Below are 17,140 nucleotides of genomic sequence, written 5' to 3'. Positions count from 1 at the left end.
GTTTGTTCGGGGGGACGAGACTTCGTGGGGTGTTCGTACGCGGCGACCAAAGCCGCGGAGCGTCCCTATTCGTACATGCGGATCGACGCCGGGTCGATGCCGTCGTTCTCGACGAAGGTCGCCTTGTAGCCGTATGTCCCGGTGAGCTGATCGGCGTAGGGCACGACGGTGGTCGAGGAGAGCAGCGCCTTCTCGGCGGTGTTCCAGTCGTCGCAGCCCTCCGCACCCGTCTTGTCGGATGCCGCCGTCACCGCGGCCGTGTACCCGGCGTCGTCGATCGACGCGAAGTTCGTCCCGTTCGGCGGTGTCGGCCCGGAGTAGAACGGGATGAGCATGTTCGGCAGCGAGACCGAGATCGGCACGGCGGAGACGTCCCAGTCGCCGGTGGCGAAGAGGGCCTCGCTGATCGCGGGGACATCGCCGCCCTTCATGCTGAGGTCGACGCCGAGCTCCTTCCAGGTCGCCTGGATCAGCTCGGCCGCGGCGCTGCCCGCGTCGCCCTGCAACGAGGAGAACAGCAGGTGCAGCGCGAGCCGCTCGCCGTCCTTCTCGCGGATGCCGTCGGAGCCGACGACCCACCCGGCGTCGTCGAGCGCATCGGCCGCAGCATCCGGGTCGGCCTTCGGCAGGAACCCATCGACCAGATCGGCGCGGCACGGGTTCGGCGAGATGGTGACGAGACTCTTCGACGCGGTCCCCTCCCCGCCGGTGAGGATCTGGCGGAGCTGATCGAGATCGAGAGCCTGAACGAGCGCCTCGCGCACCGCCTGATCGGCCGTGGGGCGTCCCTCTGCCTGGTTGAAGATCACCTGCCCGGCGGCGACGGCAAGGTCGGTGCGGAACATCCCGGCATCGTCGAGGCGCCTCTTGTCCGGGCCCAGGACCACGGCGGCATTGGCTTCCCCGGAGAGGATCAGGTTGGTCGCGGTGGTCTCGTTCGGCACGATGCGGAACACGACCTTCTCCGGGAGTCCTGCCTGCTCCGGGTCCCAGTCGCCGGGTCCCCAGGTGAAGTCCTCGCGGCGGGTGAGCGTGTACTGGCTGTTCGGGATGATCTCGGTCATGGTGAACATCCCGGTCGCGCCTTCGCCCTTGGCGAGGGCATCCGGGTCGTCGAGCACGCTCCCGCAGACGATGGCGATGCTGCCGACGTTCTCGAGCAGGAACGCGTCCGGACGCCCGCTCGCGACCGTCACGGTGCGTGCGGCATCATCGCCGACGGCGACCGTCCCCGCCTGCACCTGCTGTCCGACCATGGGCGAGCCGTTCGCCTCATCGCCGATGTACGAGATGTTGGCGGCGACGTCGGTCGCGGTGAGCGGTGTCCCGTCCTCGCACGTGAGTCCCTCGCGCAGAGTGAAGGTCGCCGATGTGGTGTCGGACTCCCACTTCTCGGCGAGACCGGCGACGATGCTGCCGCCGGTCTGCATCTCGATCAGCCGCGAGTAGAGGAACCGATCGATGTTCCGCGCGTACGACATCACGGTGACCAGCGGATCGAGGCTCCCCGGATCGGTGGGGATGATGCTGACGAACGTCCTGCCCTCGGCGAGCGCGCCCGTGCCGCCCTGATTCGACGCCCGCGGTCCCGCGCAGGAGGTGAGGACGAGAGCGGTGACACCGGCGACGGCGGCGATGACGGCGCGGGAACGCATCCGGGCGATCATGCGTCGACCCTCCGTCCGACCCGACCGGTATGCAGATAGAGCGCTCGCCCGGTGCCGTCGTCGCCGACGAAGGCGTGGGGCACGTGCATGCCGAGTTCGGGGACCCGGGCGATCAGGCTGTCGCCGCGCCAGCCGACGAGCTCGGTCGGCTCGGGCGCCGGGTCGAACTCCGCGAAGACGCCCTTCATGGTCCGTTCGAGCCAGATCCGACCGTCGTCGTCGAGGCGGACGGTCGAATCGGAGACCGAGGAGGAGTAGGTGCCGAGGATGCGGTCGAGATCGACGTCGACCGGAGCCTCGGAAGGCACCGGGAGCGGCGGCACCTCGACGCCTGCGACCGCGCCGAGGATCTTCGTCATGAGGGTCTGGTAGAGCGCGGCGGAGGCGCCGCCGTTGGTGAGGATCGCGACCGCGACCCCGCTGCCCGGGACGATCCGCAGGAACGCCGTCTGGCCGATCGTGCCCCCGTCGTGCCCGATCACCGGCCCGCCCGCCCAGTCGAAGAGCTCCCAGCCGAGGCCCCAGGCGTCACCCATCAGGCCCAGCTCGGGAACATCCACCTGGCGCTCCTGCATCGCGCGGACGCTCGCAGTGGAGAGGATGCGGCTGCCGTCGGGCGCGAGCCCTTCATCGAGGTGCAGACGCGCGAAGCCCAGCAGGTCGCGCGGTGTCATCGCGAGCATCGCGCCGGCGGGCGCATTGGAGCGCACCAGGCTCCAGACGGGGGAGGGCACGGGCTCGCCGCCGTCTTCGGCGTCGACGTGACCGAGCGCCGTGCGGAACCGGATCGCCTGCGAGGCGTCGGTGGCGACATGCGTGAGGCCGAGCGGGTCGGCCAGGCGCTCGCGGAGGACGTGGTCGAACGGCTTGCCGCGCAGCACCTCGATGATGCGGCCGAGCACCACGAACGCGTCGTTGTTGTACGAGAAGCGCTCGCCGGGGGTGAACAGCTGCGGGGCATCGACGATCACGGCGAGATACTTCTCGCCGCAGTCGTCGCCGACACCGGTGTCGAGGAAGCTGTCGCCTTCGAATCCCGCGACATGAGACAGCAGCTGCCGGGTGGTGATGGTGCTCGCCGCCGCCTCGTCGGCGATGGCGAACGCGGGGAGGGTCTGGCGGACGGGGGCGTCGAGGTCGAGCAGCCCCTCGTCGACGAGCTGCATGATGAGGGTCGTCGTCCAGGTCTTGGTGATCGAGCCGATCTGGAAGAGGGAGTCGACGTCGGCCTCGACGCCGGTGTTCCTGTTCAGGATGCCGGCCGCCGCGGTGACGATCTCACCGTCGGCGAGGATTCCCACGGAAGCGGCGGGGACCTGATCGGCGGTGATCAGGTCAGGGAGATTGTCGTGCAGCCAGGTGCCGATCTCGGACAGCATGGACATGTGCGCTCCTGTTCAACGAGCGCCGTCGGTCGGGTGAGGACGGCGATGGGCCGAGACTATTCGCGACTCACGGCTCCACCCGTTGTGCGGAGGGACCACAGTTCCTCGTCCCGGCGTTGGCTCCGCACAATGCGGATCGGCATCAGCGCCGACGCACCGCGCGCAAGCCCAGGTGCAACAGTTCGGGTCCGCCTTCCGAGGGATCCAGCGTGCGGCCGACGGCCTGACCGTCGTCGGTGATCAGCGCGCCGTCGGCGCGCACCCGAAGCCGCATCGGCGGACGGGGAGGGATGCCGAGCGCGATGATCTGAGGCGAGAACACCATCGCGAACTCGAGCGCGTCGCCGACCCTGGTCACGTCGTAGTGCCACTGGCCGGCGTCGTAGGTGCCGGTCAGCTCGTCGAGCGTGTCGGGCGATCGGAGCTCCGTCCCGGCGGATGTCGTCGAGACGCCCCGCAGATGTTCGAAGCACCAGTCGACGATCCGCGAGCCCAGGGCTTTTCCGCCGCCGCTGTTGGTGAGCACCGTGATGGCGAGGTCATGGTCCGGCGCGAGAAGGAACTCGCTGATCTGGATGTCGGAGATGTTGCCGCCGTGCATGACGACTCGGGCGTCGCCGTGATGGGTGAGCAGCCAGGGGTGGCCGATGGCTTCGACAGGCGGTCCGGCGCTCAGCTGCGGCTGCTGCATACGCAGGCGGGTCTCCTCGCCGACAGGTGCGGTGCCCTCGGTCTCGCCGCGCAGGTGGAAACGTGCGTAGCGGAGCTGGTCGCCGACGGAGGACACGATGCCGCCTTCGGCGTTCATGTCGCGGGTGATCCCCCAGAGGGGGAAGGGTGCCATCGTGCCGTCCTCGCCGGGCACGTGCCCGACGGCGTGCGGGCGGGTGATCACCTCCCACGGGAAGAAGAAGGTCTCCGTCATGCCGAGCGGATCGAGGACGATGCGCTGCACCGCCTCCTCGAAGGTCTGGCCGGTCACGACCTCGATGACCCGGCCGAGCAGACGCATCCCTGCGTTGCTGTAGGAGGCGATGGTGCCGGGGGAGAAGAACTGGGGGAGCGACCCGTACGTCGCGATGTTCCGCGCGAGCGCGTCGTCGCCCCACCCCGGCAGCTCGTCCGCATCGCCCAAGAATCCTCCGGAGTGCGTGAGGAGATGCCGGATGCGGAGGCTCTGCACCGCGGTCTCGTCCGCGAGTCGCAGGTCCGGGAGCACGTCGATCACGTGGGTGTCGAGCTCGAGCAGCCCGTTCTCGATCAGGTGCATCGCAACCGTCCCGGTGAACGTCTTCGAGGTCGACCCGATCTGGAAGAGCGTGCTCTCCGTCACCGGGGCGCCGGTGTCGGCGGCGGCAACGCCGGTCGTCAGCACATGCTCCTGATCGCCGTCGACGATTCCGATCACCGCGCCGGGGACGCCGAGCTCGCGAGCGCTCTCGTCGAGCAGGGCCTGCAGTCCGTCCCCCATCAGGCTTCTCCTCGCACGGCCCGCCCGGGATATGCCGCGGTCAGCATATGACCGTCTTCGATCACGGCGTTCCCGTGCACCAGGAGGTGCCTGACCCCCTGGGATGGGCGCGTCGGGTCGAGATAGGTGGCCCGATCCGTGACGGTGACAGGATCGATCACGACGACGTCGGCGTCGGCGCCGATCCCCAGATGTCCCTTGCGGCGCATCGCGGGCGCCGTCTCGTCGAGCACGCGGGCGGGGAGATAAGCGCAGCGGCGGAAGGCCTCGAGCCAGGTCCAGGCGCCGGACTCCCGCACCATGAGCCGGAGCGACTTGGTGAACGTGCCGGCGGTGCGCGGATGCGTCTGGCCGCCGGGAGGCAGGGGCCACTCCCGCTGCTCGCGCGCGGCGGGAGCCCCATCTCGCGCGGCCCAGAACACCGGCATCGCGTCGCTCGCCACGATCAAATCCGGGAAGGCGAGCGAACGGTGCAGGTGCGCGCGATCGACGGGGTCCTCTTCATCGAGGAAGGTGACGATGCAGGCGGCTGCGGGGTCGGTCGCGCGGATCTCGCGGAGCCGCCGCTCGTCGGCGATGCGCTCGCCGGTCTCGACGAGCACCAGGGCCGACGGCGTGATCCCGAGGCCAGGAAGCTTCTCGGGCGCGAGGAAGAAGGCGCCGATCGCGGTGCTCCCCGCGCCGTACGGATACGCCTCGACGGTGACGCGGGACCCCGCGGATCTGGTCGACTCGAATTGCGCCAGCACGCGATCGATGTGCCGCAGCGACGTGCTGTTCACATGGCAGTGGTGCATGGCCGCGCCCGTCTCGCCGGCGGCGCGGAGGAGCTCCTCGGTGCCGTCGATCGGAGTCTCGGGATCCGCCTCGATCAGCTCGCGGACATGGGTGAAGGTCGGGGCACCGGCGGATGCCGCGAGCCGGGCGACATCCAGATACTCGTCGGGTTCGGTCCGCGGGGCGTACCCCATGAGGACGCCGATGCCGAGCGCACCGCGCGTCAGCTCGTCCTCGAGCAGGCCCAGCCATCGGCGGCGCTCGGTCGGGCTCGATGTGCGCTGCCACTCCTGGTCGCCGAGGAGCTCCATCGAGGCGTGGATGTCCGGCTCGGGGAGCCGGTCGAGGTGCGCGTACGCACGGGCCTGCGCCCAGGATGCCGAGAAGCCGTAGTTGAGCGGTCGCCCTTCCGCCTCGGCGCGAGCGATCGCGTCGTCGACGGGCATGAGACCCGCCTCCAGGTCGAGCGCGGTGGTGACCCCGTCCATCGCCTGCAGGCGCTGGCCCGCGATCGAGTGCACGTGGCTGTGCAGGTCGACGAAGCCCGGGCCGACGATCAGGCCTCCGACGTCGATCACGACGGCATCCGTCGGAGCGACGAGGTCGAGACCGATCGCCACTACGCGCCCGTCCGAGATCAGCACGTCCGCGATGCGATCCGTGTCGGTGCCAGGGTCGATGACGCGCCCGCCGCGCAACAGAGTGTCCACACGATCACCGTTCCATGCCGGCGCCGATCCATCCGGTGCGTCCGCACGAAACCCGCCTGCGATTCCGGTGCGATCCGACAACGCACGGAATGCTCCGGTGTCTGCGGACGCCCCCACCGGACCCGTGAAGATGCACTCGACCGGTCGGGGAGACATAATGAAGGGACGATGTGACCGTGCACATGCAAGGAGGCCTGCGATGTCCACCGCCTCCGAGCGTGCCCGGATGCCGAGCATCCGCGACGTCGCGCGTCTGGCGGGTGTCTCGCATCAGACCGTGTCCCGGGTGCTGAACGATCACCCGAGCATCCGCCCGGAGACGAAGGCCAAGGTCCTCGACGCGATCTCCGTGCTCGACTACCGCCCGAACCTCGCGGCGCGCGCCCTCGTGACCAGCAAGTCGAACATGCTGGGGATCCTCTCCGCGACGATCGGCGAGTTCGGTCCGACATCGTCGATCGCGAGCATCGAGGATGCCGCGCGGGAGGAGGGATACTCCGTCTCGACGCTGAACCTCGCCGACACGACGCCCGAGGCGATCGGCACGGCGGTGCGCCAGCTGGCGCGGGAGCAGGTCGACGGCATCGTCGTGCTCGCCCCGCAGGTGCGCGTCTTCCACGTCCTGCGCGGGATGTCGCTGGACATCCCCTTCGTCAACCTGCAGACGGCATCCGGCTCCGACGGCGTGAGTCTCTCCGCGGATCAGGTCGCCGGTGCGCGCGCGGCGACGGAGCACCTGATCGCCCTCGGCCACAGCGACATTCTGCACCTGGCCGGCCCGCAGGACTGGATCGAGGCGGAGTCCCGCATGCGCGGATACCTCGACGGGTTGCGGGAGGCGGATCTGCCCACGTTCCCGCCGATCCGCGGTGACTGGACGGCGGACTTCGGGTACTTCGCGGGGCAGGAGCTGTCGCGCCGCCGCGACTTCACGGCGGTGTTCGCCGCCAACGACCTGATGGCGATCGGTCTGATGCACGGATTCCGCGACGCCGGGGTCCGTGTGCCGCACGACGTGAGCGTGATCGGATTCGACGACATCCCCGTCGCAGCGCACGTCGCGCCCACGCTGAGCACGGTGCATCAGGACTTCCCGGAGCTCGGGCGGAGGGCCGTCCGCATCCTCCTGGCGCAGATCCGCAACGAGCAGGTGCCGGAGTTCGGCCCGCTCAAGACGCTCCTGCGTGCCCGCGAGTCGGCCGCATCACGGTAGCGACACGAATTCTGCACGCGGACTTGACAGCGGTCCCTCGTGCGGGGACGATGTAATCCAATGTGAACGGTCACATCGAAGGTGACCGCACGTCTGCAAGGAAAGATCCGTGAGCACCACAGCAACGTTGCCGACAGTGTCAGGCCCCATCCTCGAGATGCGCAGCATCACGAAGGAGTTCCCGGGGGTCAAGGCACTCGCCGACGTATCCATCACCGTGCGCGCCGCCGAGATCCACGCGATCTGCGGCGAGAACGGCGCCGGGAAGTCCACTCTCATGAAGGTGCTGTCGGGGGTCTACCCCTACGGGACGTACGAGGGCGAGATCCTGCTCTACGGCGAGGAGCAGCGCTTCAAGGACATCGTCGCCAGCGAGCAGGCCGGCATCGCGATCATCCACCAGGAGCTCGCGCTCATCCCCGAGCTCTCCGTCACCGAGAACATCTTCCTCGGCAACGAGATCCGCCGCTTCGGCCGCATCGACTGGCAGGCGCAGAAGCAGCGGGCCGCCGAGCTGCTCGCCCGCGTCGGGCTGAACGAAGACCCCGACGTGCAGATCAAGACGCTCGGCGTCGGCAAGCAGCAGCTCATCGAGATCGCGAAGGCGCTCAACAAGGACGTCAAGCTCCTCATCCTCGACGAGCCGACCGCCGCGCTGAACGAGAACGACTCGCAGCACCTGCTCGACCTGATCCTCGGTCTGAAGGCCAAGGGCATCGCGTCGATCATGATCAGCCACAAGCTCAACGAGATCGAGCAGATCGCCGATGAGATCACGATCATCCGCGATGGGCGCACGGTCGAGACGCTCGACATCTCGCGCGGGGAGATCAACGAGGACCGCATCATCCGCGGCATGGTCGGCCGGTCGCTGGAGAGCCGCTACCCCGACCGCACGCCCGACATCGGAGAGGTGTTCTTCGAGGTGAAGGACTGGTGGGTGCAGCATCCGACCGTCTCCGAGCGCATGGTCGTCAAGGGCTCGAACCTCAACGTCCGCCGCGGCGAGGTCGTCGGCATCGCCGGCCTCATGGGCGCCGGGCGCACCGAGTTCGCGATGAGCATCTTCGGCCGCTCGTACGGCACGTTCCTCTCGGGGACCATGATCAAGGACGGCCAGGAGGTGGTCCTGCCCGACGTCGCCTCCGCGATCAAGCACGGTCTCGCCTACGTGAGCGAGGATCGCAAGTCGCTGGGGCTGAACCTCCTCGACACCATCAAGCGGTCCGTCGTCGCCGCCAAGCTCTCGAAGATCTCCCGCAACGGAGTCGTCGACGCGCGCCAGGAGTTCTCGGTCGCCGACGACTACCGCAAGGCGCTGCGGATCAAGACGCCTTCGGTCGAGGAGGGCGTCGGAAAGCTCTCGGGCGGCAATCAGCAGAAGGTCGTCCTGGCCAAGTGGATGTTCACGGATCCTGACCTGCTGATCCTCGACGAGCCCACCCGCGGCATCGACGTCGGAGCGAAGTACGAGATCTACGCGATCATCAACCAGCTCGCGGCGCAGGGCAAGGGCGTCATCGTCATCTCCAGCGAGCTGCCGGAGCTGCTGGGCATCTCCGACCGCATCTACACCGTCTTCGAAGGTCGGGTCACCGACTGCATCCCGGCCGATCAGGCGACACCCGAGGCCCTCATGCGCAGCATGACGTCCGCGACCCAGAAAGCATCCGCATGACCACCGAATCCACCCCCGCGAAGACCGGGTTCCACTTCAAGGACATCACCAAGATGTTCGGCGGCGGCGGAACGTCGACGCTGCGTCAGTTCGGCATCCTCGGCAGCCTGATCGTCATCATCGTGCTGTTCGAGATCCTGACCCTGCTGCGCAACGGTCCGAACGGTGCGACTCTCACCTCGGGCAACCTGATCAACGTCATCAACCAGTACTCGTTCATCCTGATCCTCGCGATCGGCATGGTGATGGTGATCATCATGGGGCATATCGACCTCTCGGTCGGCTCCGTGGCCGCGTTCACCGGCATCATCGTGGCGAAGTCGATGGCGGAGTGGAACCTCCCCTGGCCGCTCGCGATCCTCCTCGGCCTCGCCGTGGGAGCCGCAGTCGGCGCCTGGCAGGGATTCTGGGTCGCCTACGTCGGCGTACCGGCGTTCATCGTGACGCTGGCCGGCATGCTGTTCTTCCGCGGTGCGCAGCAGTGGATCGGCGACGCGCAGACCATCCCGGTCCCGAAGGGCTTCCAGATCATCGGAACGGGCTACCTGCCCGAGATCGGGCTTCCGCTGCCGTTCAACATCCCGACCATGCTGCTCGCGCTCGTCGCCGTCGCCTGGCTCGTGTTCTGGGAGATCCGCACCCGCCGCGTGCAGCGCAAGATGGGATCCGACCGCGCCCCCGTCTGGGTGAGCGTGACCAAGGTCGTGCTGCTCTCGGTCGTCGTCCTCGCCGCCGCCTGGATGTTCGCCACCGGCCGCCCGGGCACGAGCTTCCCGGTTCCGGGTCTCATCCTGCTCGCTCTCGTGATCGTGTACACCTTCATCACGAGCAACACCGTGTTCGGCCGCCACATCTACGCGGTCGGCGGCAACCGGCAGGCCGCCCGCCTGTCGGGTGTGAAGGACCGCTGGGTCGACTTCTTCGTGATGATGAACATGTCGATGCTGGCCGCCCTCGCCGGCATGATCTTCGTCGCCCGCTCGCAGGCGTCCGGCCCGAACGACGGAACCGGCTGGGAGCTCGACGCGATCGCCTCGGTCTTCATCGGCGGCGCGGCCGTCGCCGGCGGCATCGGCACCGTGATCGGCTCGATCATCGGTGGTCTCGTCATGGCGTTCCTCAACAACGGCCTCGCGCTGCTCGGCCAGGGTGCCGACGTCGTCTCGATGATCAAGGGCCTCGTGCTCCTCATCGCGGTCGGCATCGACGTCTGGAACAAGCAGCAGGGCCGCCCCTCGCTCATCGGCTTCATGACCCGCCGGTTCGGCCGCAAGGAAGACCCGGCGCTGCAGACCTTCGAGCCCAACAAGACCTACCAAGCCCCACCCGTCGACAAGACGAGCGGACAGTAGGGGTCGAATCGCGTTCGCACGCGTGAGGCGACCTTCACACACCAGAGAAAGAGATCACATGAAGAAGATTCTTCTGTCGGCGACAGCGCTTGTCGTCGCGGGCGCCTTCGCCCTCACCGGCTGCTCCTCGGAGCGCGGCGGGGACACCGGTGGATCGGGGGAGGAGACCGCCAAGGGCTTCGACGCCGGTGCCACGATCGGTGTCGCCCTCCCGGACAAGACCTCGGAGAACTGGGTCCTCGCCGGTCAGCTGTTCACGGACGGTCTCGAGAAGGCCGGCTTCAAGGCAGACGTGCAGTACGCACCGGCCAGCAACACGGTCGCCGAGCAGCAGAACCAGATCCAGGCGATGGTCACCAACGGCGCCAAGGTCATCATCATCGGCGCGAAGGACGGCAAACAGCTGGCCACGCAGGTGCAGGCGGCCAAGGACGCCGGCGCCACGGTCATCGCCTACGACCGTCTGATCGAGAACACCGAGGCCGTCGACTACTACGTCGCCTTCGACAACTTCAAGGTCGGTCAGCTCCAGGGCCAGGCTCTGCTCGACGGTCTCGCCGAGCGTGCCGGTCACGAGGCTCCGTACAACATCGAGCTGTTCTCCGGCTCGCCGGACGACGCGAACTCCGCGGTCTTCTTCGACGGCGCCATGGAGGTCCTGCAGCCGAAGATCGATGACGGCACGCTGAAGGTCGTCTCCGGCCAGACCGAGATCGCCCAGACGGCGACCGAGGGATGGCTCGCCGAGAACGCCCAGAACCGCATGGACACGCTCCTGACCGGTTCGTACAGCGGTGACACCGTCCTCGACGGCGTCCTCTCGCCGAACGACACGCTGGCTCGCGCCATCATCACCTCGGTGCAGCAGGCCGGCAAGCCGGTCCCGGTCGTCACGGGTCAGGACTCCGAGGTCGAGTCGGTCAAGTCGATCATGGAGGGCATCCAGTACTCCACGATCAACAAGGACACCACGCTCCTCGTCGAGCAGTCGATCAAGATGGTCGGCCAGCTGCAGAAGGGCGAAGAGGTCGACGTCAACGACACCGAGTCGTACGACAACGGCGCCAAGGTCGTCCCGGCGTACCTGCTCGAGCCGCTGATCGTCACGAAGGAGAACGCGGCCGAGGCGTACGCCAACGTCCCGAGCCTCCTCGAGATCGTGAAGTCGTACCAGTAAGACACCCGCCCTCTTCGAGGGCATCGCACGAGCCGTCCGGATCTCCTCCCTCGGGAGCGGTCCGGGCGGCTCGTCGCCGTTCGGGCGTACGGAGATCAGATCGCCGCGCCGTCGATCTCTCGCAGCCGGAGCTGCAGTGCGAGGACCAGACGGAGATCCGCATCGTCGATGTCGATGACCTCGGCGATGCGCCGGAGTCGGTGGCGCAGGGTGTTCGGGTGCAGCATCAGGAGCTCTGCGGCGCGCGCGACGTCGTGGTTCGCGCCGATCCAGCGGCTGAGGCTCTTGACGTAGTCGGTGCCGTTGGCCGCATCGTGCGCCAGGAGCGTCCGGAGCGGCTCGCCCGAGACGAGTTCGCTCTGACCGAGGCTCGAGTGGATCTCCATCAGGAGCAGTCCGGGTCCGAGGCGTTCGTGCAGTCCGATCTCGCCGTGTCCCGGCATGTGCGCGACCACGCGCCAGGCCTGAGCAGCTTGTGCGGCGGCGGACGGGATGCCGGTGAGCCCGGGGAGCGTCGCGCTCACGCCGGCGCGCCATCCGCTGCCGATGCTCTCGTTCGCCCTCGCGATCACTGTGGCGATGATCGACTGCAGCACGGCCGTGTCGGCGGATGTGCCGGCGACGGCCATCGCGCGGCCGTCGAAGGCGCCGGCTGCCGCGGGGATGCGATACGCGGACAGTCCGGTGCGGAGCAGGTCGCCGACGTACGCCGCCGCCGTGTGCATCGAGACGCCGCTGCGGGAGGCGCGATGCTCGGCGATCCGGTCGATGACGATCACGGTGGTGGCGGATGAGGGCTCGAGACCGAAGTGCCCGGCGATGCTCGCGGTCGCCCCTGATCCCCGGATGAGCCAGCCGAGGCGTTCCGTGCGCTGACGCCGGTCGGCATCCGCGACGAGGTTGAATCGCGCGAGCTGGGCGGCGGCGCGCTGCGCGGCCTCGGCGAGGACCTCCCCGGCGTCCGCCGAGAGCGGCGTCGATCCCTCGAGCACCCAGATGCTGCCCAGCGCCTCGCCGCGGTCGCGCACGGCGATCGCGAGACGGGGAAGATCCTCCTCCGTCGGCAGGCTGCGCACCGCGGTCATCGAGCGCAGCACGGCGGCGTACTCCTCGGCGTTGGACGGATGCTCGGGGACCCGGCGTCCGAGGATCCCGTCGCGGCGCAGTCCGTCGACCTCCTGGCCGGGGATCGTCGAATAGGCGAGCACGCGCATGGCGAGATCTTCGATCGTGACGGCCCCACCCGTACGCAGCGCGATGTCGTTCGCGAGTCGGAAGAGGTCGGTCGAGTGACGGCTGTCGGAATCCGAGACCGGTCCGGACATCGTCTTGATCGCATCGACGAGCGTGTACAGCCGTCCCCAGGTGACATCGGGGGACGATTCGAGCACGGCCACCCCGGTGCGCCTCGCCGCCTCACCCCACGCCGAGGCGTCGATCGCGCCGGTGCGCACCACCAGCGCCGCCGCGCCCGTCTCGGCCGCCCAGTCCATCAGCTCCGCGGACGGTCGCCCGGGAGCGAGCACGATCGCATCGCCGGCGTGCGGGTCGGTCGAGTCCGGATCGAGGATCAGCGGATGCCCCGCGCTCCGGTCGCGTCCCTTCGGCAGCGCCAGGGCACGGAGCACGGTGGAGCCGAGGGTGTCGAGAAGGGTGCCCAGCGTCGTGGACGACTCGGCGGCGTGCTCAACGGTCATGATCTCAGGATGCCGTGTCGAGCCCGCGCGGGACGCCGACGAGCGCCGTTCCCTCCGGTTGCCGTACGAATCGCATCCCGTCCACGCCGAAGATCCCGAGCCGCAGATCGTCTCCGTCGCGGCGCACCGACGCCGGACCGACCAGGAACGTTCCATCCGGCCCCGCCTCGACTTCGCCGGCGATGTCGAGGCCGAGGCGGAACCTGCCGTCCGGCTCGATGAGCACGAGCGTGCCGAGCTCCGGGCTGAGATAGGTCCCCGCCGGCGGGGGCGTTGACGCGTCGGGGGCGGCGCAGCGTTCGAACGTCAGATCCCGCCCCGGCCGCATGTGGACCCGAAGCACGAGGCGGTCACCGTCGATCAGCAGCTGCAGTCCCTCATCCCGGTCCTCGCCGTACCAGCATCCGTCTTCGGCGAGTGTGAAGCGCCCGCTCTGGAACCCCGAGAGGGTGAGCGTCCCGTCGAGACGAGCCTCGGTCCGCATGGATTCGTCCGCGCCCGGCATGATCCACCATCCCGCCGCCGCGCGGGCCGACTCAGTGTCGTGGGCCGGTGCCGGGACAGGTGCTTCCGGGACACCGACCGCGAGCCGCGCGACCGCGTTCGCGATGACGGTGGCCCGCACGGCGGAGTGGTTCGCCAGCACGACGACGCCGAGGTCGTGGTCGGGCAGGTAGCAGAGGTGCGAGCGGTAGCCGGCCACGGCGCCCGCGTGACCGATCGTGCTCTCGCCGCCGAGGTCCGCATGGTAGATGCCGTAGGCGTAGGGCCCGGCGCTCCCGTCCGGGAAGACGGGGGTGCTGTCGACCAGCGTGTCGCGGATGTCTTCGCCGAGGACGTCTCCGTCGCGCAGGAAGCGGAGCCAGGGACCGAGCTCGCTCAGGCTGGTCACGAGACCACCGTCCCCGACGGCGCATTCCTCGCTGTCGGCACGGAGCACACGGTCATCGATCGATTCGTAGCCGTAGGCGAACCCGGGGAGGACGGCACGGCTGTCCTCGCGAAAGAGCGTGCGGTGCATGCCGAGAGACCGGAAGATCCGCTCGGCGGCGAACTCGCCGAGGGTGCGACCGGTGACGCGGTGCACCAGTGATGCCGCGAGAACGTACCCCGTGTTGGAGTAGCGGAACGCCGCGCCAGGGGGGAAGTCGAGCGTCGAGAGGCCGGAGACGAACTCCAATGTCTGATCCTGGGTGATCCGGGTCAGGCTCCGACCGGCGACGGCGGCGAGGGCCAGCCATTCGCGCAGCCCACCGGTGTGCTGCAGGCATTGCGCGATCGTCACGGGGGTCTCGAGGCGCAGCTCGGGCAGGTGCGCGCGGATGTCGTCGTCGAGGCTGACGAGACCGTCTCGGTCCAGGAGCAGGACCGCGGTGGCCGCGAACTGCTTGCTCATCGAGGCGATGTCGAAGCGGGTGTGCTCGTCGATCGGCACGCCGAACTCGACCGAGGCCAGTCCTGCCGTGAACTGGCTCACCAGCACTCCGCCGCGGTAGACGCCCACCGCCAGTCCCGGGCCGGTGGGCGCTGCGTAGCGGGAGACGAGGCGGGCGACGGCGTCGGTGTCCATGTTCGAATTCTTCCGATGCGCACTCGAGGCCGGCTTGTCCTCGCGGGCAAAATGTGCGGCCCGGGTTTGGTCTCCGCGACACCGGCTCGTGTGCTCAGAACGGTGCGGGTGCGCCCGCGCTGTCGTCGAATGCCGTGCTCTCGGCGAAGGTGACGGTGTTCTGCACGGGGGGCTCATCCGTATAGACGCGGCCGGTCGGACTCGTCCACTCGAGAACTCCACCCGCCTTCTGACTCACGTGCCACGGCGAATGGTGCTTCAGCATGTGATGCCGTCGACAGAACGCCGCGAGGTTCTCGTGGGAGGTGGCTCCACCCGCGGCCGCTGCGACGTTGTGATCGACGTCGCATTTTCGCGCGGCCAGACCGCAGGTCGGAAAACGACATCGCTGGTCTCGGGCTCGAAGATGCCGCCGGAGCTGCTCGCTGGGACGATACCGGTCGACCGAGAGCATCGCGCCGCTGGTCGGATGGGTGAAGACGCGATCCCACCCCGCTGCGGTCGCGGCGAAGAAGCGGGCGGTCCAGGAATCGAGCGGCATCGTGCCGTCCAACTCGGCCGGTGGGGAGCACGGCCCCGCCGAGGAGGTCGTTTCGCCGTTCATCAGGGACGATGCGGGCACGGTGACCTCGACCCGCGCGTGGATCGCGCCGAGCAGCCCGTCTTCGGTGTCGTGTGCGGTCGGCGCGCCGGTGAGGACGAGGTCGGCGAGCAGATCGGCACGCAGCTGATCGATCGTGCGTTCGTCGCGGACGCCGTCTGCCTTCTTCGCCGCTCTCGCGTTCTCTTCTTTGAGGGCGTGCGCCATCTGTGAGAGGCGGTCGAACACGCCGTGAACGAGGGTCGCGGGGCCGTGCATGCCCAGCTCGGCCATGCCGTCTTCGCCGTCCTTCATCCAGACTCGCCGCTTCTCGCGGGCGGTGCGATGCCGCTCGGTCACCGTGCGCTTCTGATACTTCTCCGCGAGCCGCCGAGCGATGCGGCGCAAGCGGTTCGGCGACTCGACAGCCGCGGCCGCGAGGGCCTCCGCGGCGTAGGCCGCGCGATCCGCCTCGTCGTCGAGATGCGCACCCGCGTCGACGACCACGCGCGAGTGTGCCGCGTTGATCCGCCCCTCACCCTGCGCCTGCCAGACCGACGGGAAGCGGTCCACCACCCAGGAGGCATCGGACATGCGGCGCTCGACCGTGCGGTCGCTCACGCGCTGCACGGCGCCGATCTCGGCGGCGACGGACCGAATCGTCATGTCACCGCCATCGGGGTGGTCCGCCTGCTGCGCGATGTCGACGGCGAGGCGGCCAGCCAGCGCCAGCAAACCGTCGCGTGCGGCCTGCATGCTGCTCAGCGTCGCCTCAGCGGCAGCCAACGACGCGACCAGATCGGCGAGTGTCGCCATCTGAGAGTCTGTCGCATCGACCATCGCTTCCATGACTTCAGTACATCATCGGCCACCGACATTCGAAGATATGTTCGCCGTCGGCCGCCTAGTCCCAGATGGGGTCGTCGGGGTCGGGGGAGTCCGTGCCGTCGGCGTCGGTCATGATGCGCGCCTCAGCGATCCATGACGTCAGCCGATCGTCGTGGAGCATGTGCGGTCGCGGCGTGCCGAGAAGATCGGGGTTCGTCACGATGTCCAGTGGCTCATCGCTCGCGAAGACGACGACGTTGCTGAGCGGTCCTTCATCGTCGTCCGGTTCTGCGTCGAGAACGACGGCGACGTGCTCGAACACCGTGCCCAGCGTGGCCGCCTGTCGCCGTGAGTACTCGAAAGGATGCCCATCGAGCAGGTTGACCGCCACGACACCGTCGGTCGCGGAGCGTGCGGCGACCCGGCGGTAGAACTCCTGGCTGGCCACATGGTGTCGGATGACGGCGGCATCCCAGAGATCGACGACGGTGAAGCGCGCATCCACCCAATCGGTGTCGACGGCGGTGGCGCCCGTCGGTGCGGCGCCGAGCACGGGGGACGGGGATCGCCCCTCGCCGGGGAGCTCCGCGTCTGCGATCGCTCGCGCATCGCCGAAGATGACTCGCAGGTCGGCACCGGCGGGAAGAGGCAGCGCGGCGATCACCGCTGCATAGAGAGCCGGCTCGAACTCGACCACGAGTTGAGGCGACCCGGCACGGGTGGCCTCGACGTAGCGTGCCAGCGTGAGCGCTCCGGCCCCCAGATGCACGGTGAACAACGGCTCGCCCGGCTCGGCCGCCGCATCGATCGCTCGGGCGATGTGCTGGATGTAGGCGTATTCGAGGGCGGTGGGCTCGGTCATCGAGACGACGGACTGCGGAATCCCATCGACGCTGAGCTCGTAGCGACCGGGGCGTCTCTTCGACTGCATCAGCTTCGCCTTGCGATTGTCGAGCGAGAGCGAGAACACCCGGTGTTTCCTTGGCACCCGTCGATCTTAGGCCGGGCGAGACCGGGGACGTTGCGCTCAGCGCA

Annotated in this window: 12 protein-coding genes; 4 read left to right on the top strand and 8 right to left on the bottom strand. The window is 68.7% G+C overall.

Annotation, left to right across the window (positions count from 1 at the left end):
* Positions 1-65: 65 nt before the first annotated feature.
* The 4 genes from DC434_RS16835 to DC434_RS16820 all read right to left on the bottom strand — a co-directional run bounded on the left by DC434_RS16835 (position 66) and on the right by DC434_RS16820 (position 6,010).
* The gene (locus tag DC434_RS16835; protein ID WP_243408983.1) at positions 66-1,667 is read right to left on the bottom strand and encodes an ABC transporter substrate-binding protein; all 1,602 of its coding nucleotides are present in this window, start codon (positions 1,665-1,667) and stop codon (positions 66-68) included.
* Positions 1,664-3,052: a serine hydrolase domain-containing protein gene (locus DC434_RS16830; protein WP_116636460.1), complete on the bottom strand. Its 1,389-nt coding sequence runs from the start codon at positions 3,050-3,052 to the stop codon at positions 1,664-1,666. The genes DC434_RS16835 and DC434_RS16830 overlap by 4 nt, the downstream gene beginning before the upstream one ends.
* Before the next feature lie 142 nt (positions 3,053-3,194).
* A complete protein-coding gene (locus DC434_RS16825) occupies positions 3,195-4,523 on the bottom strand; it encodes a serine hydrolase domain-containing protein (RefSeq protein WP_116636459.1) in 1,329 nt (442 codons plus the stop codon).
* On the bottom strand, positions 4,523-6,010 hold the full coding sequence (locus tag DC434_RS16820) for an amidohydrolase family protein (RefSeq protein ID WP_116636458.1): 1,488 nt from the start codon (positions 6,008-6,010) through the stop codon (positions 4,523-4,525). The genes DC434_RS16825 and DC434_RS16820 overlap by 1 nt, the downstream gene beginning before the upstream one ends.
* Positions 6,011-6,209: 199 nt before the next feature.
* On the opposite strand from DC434_RS16820, the gene DC434_RS16815 reads away from it, so the two are divergent.
* The 4 genes from DC434_RS16815 (at position 6,210) to DC434_RS16800 (ending at position 11,430) form a co-directional block, all read left to right on the top strand.
* Complete coding sequence (locus DC434_RS16815; protein WP_116636457.1) at positions 6,210-7,223, top strand: LacI family DNA-binding transcriptional regulator; 1,014 nt, start codon at positions 6,210-6,212, stop codon at positions 7,221-7,223.
* A gap of 157 nt (positions 7,224-7,380) precedes the next feature.
* Positions 7,381-8,901, top strand: coding sequence for a multiple monosaccharide ABC transporter ATP-binding protein (mmsA, locus tag DC434_RS16810; RefSeq protein ID WP_279303218.1), 1,521 nt, complete (start codon positions 7,381-7,383; stop codon positions 8,899-8,901).
* Complete coding sequence (gene mmsB, locus DC434_RS16805) at positions 8,898-10,253, top strand: multiple monosaccharide ABC transporter permease (protein WP_116636455.1); 1,356 nt, start codon at positions 8,898-8,900, stop codon at positions 10,251-10,253. Before mmsA ends, mmsB begins: the two co-directional genes overlap by 4 nt.
* A 58-nt stretch (positions 10,254-10,311) precedes the next feature.
* Positions 10,312-11,430, top strand: coding sequence for a sugar-binding protein (locus DC434_RS16800; RefSeq protein WP_116636454.1), 1,119 nt, complete (start codon positions 10,312-10,314; stop codon positions 11,428-11,430).
* A 95-nt stretch (positions 11,431-11,525) separates the two neighbouring features.
* Here the strand turns inward: DC434_RS16800 and DC434_RS16795 are convergent, their stop codons facing one another.
* From DC434_RS16795 to DC434_RS16780, 4 genes are all read right to left on the bottom strand, one after another.
* Positions 11,526-13,127 carry a helix-turn-helix domain-containing protein gene (locus DC434_RS16795; RefSeq protein WP_116636453.1) on the bottom strand — a complete coding sequence of 534 codons (1,602 nt, stop codon included), beginning with the start codon at positions 13,125-13,127 and terminating at the stop codon, positions 11,526-11,528.
* A gap of 4 nt (positions 13,128-13,131) precedes the next feature.
* On the bottom strand, positions 13,132-14,697 hold the full coding sequence (locus DC434_RS16790) for a serine hydrolase domain-containing protein (protein ID WP_165808114.1): 1,566 nt from the start codon (positions 14,695-14,697) through the stop codon (positions 13,132-13,134).
* A 94-nt stretch (positions 14,698-14,791) separates the two neighbouring features.
* A complete protein-coding gene (locus DC434_RS16785) occupies positions 14,792-16,093 on the bottom strand; it encodes an HNH endonuclease signature motif containing protein (protein ID WP_243408982.1) in 1,302 nt (433 codons plus the stop codon).
* Positions 16,094-16,181: 88 nt separating this feature from the next.
* Entirely contained in the window at positions 16,182-17,093 is a 912-nt protein-coding gene (locus DC434_RS16780) for a spermine synthase (RefSeq protein WP_133192834.1), read from the bottom strand.
* Positions 17,094-17,140: the final 47 nt, after the last annotated feature.

This window comes from Microbacterium sp. TPD7012 (genome assembly GCF_003075395.1).
Classification (GTDB): domain Bacteria; phylum Actinomycetota; class Actinomycetes; order Actinomycetales; family Microbacteriaceae; genus Microbacterium.
Note: the sequence above shows the minus strand (reverse complement) of the source record. Positions and strands in the feature narration are given on the sequence as shown.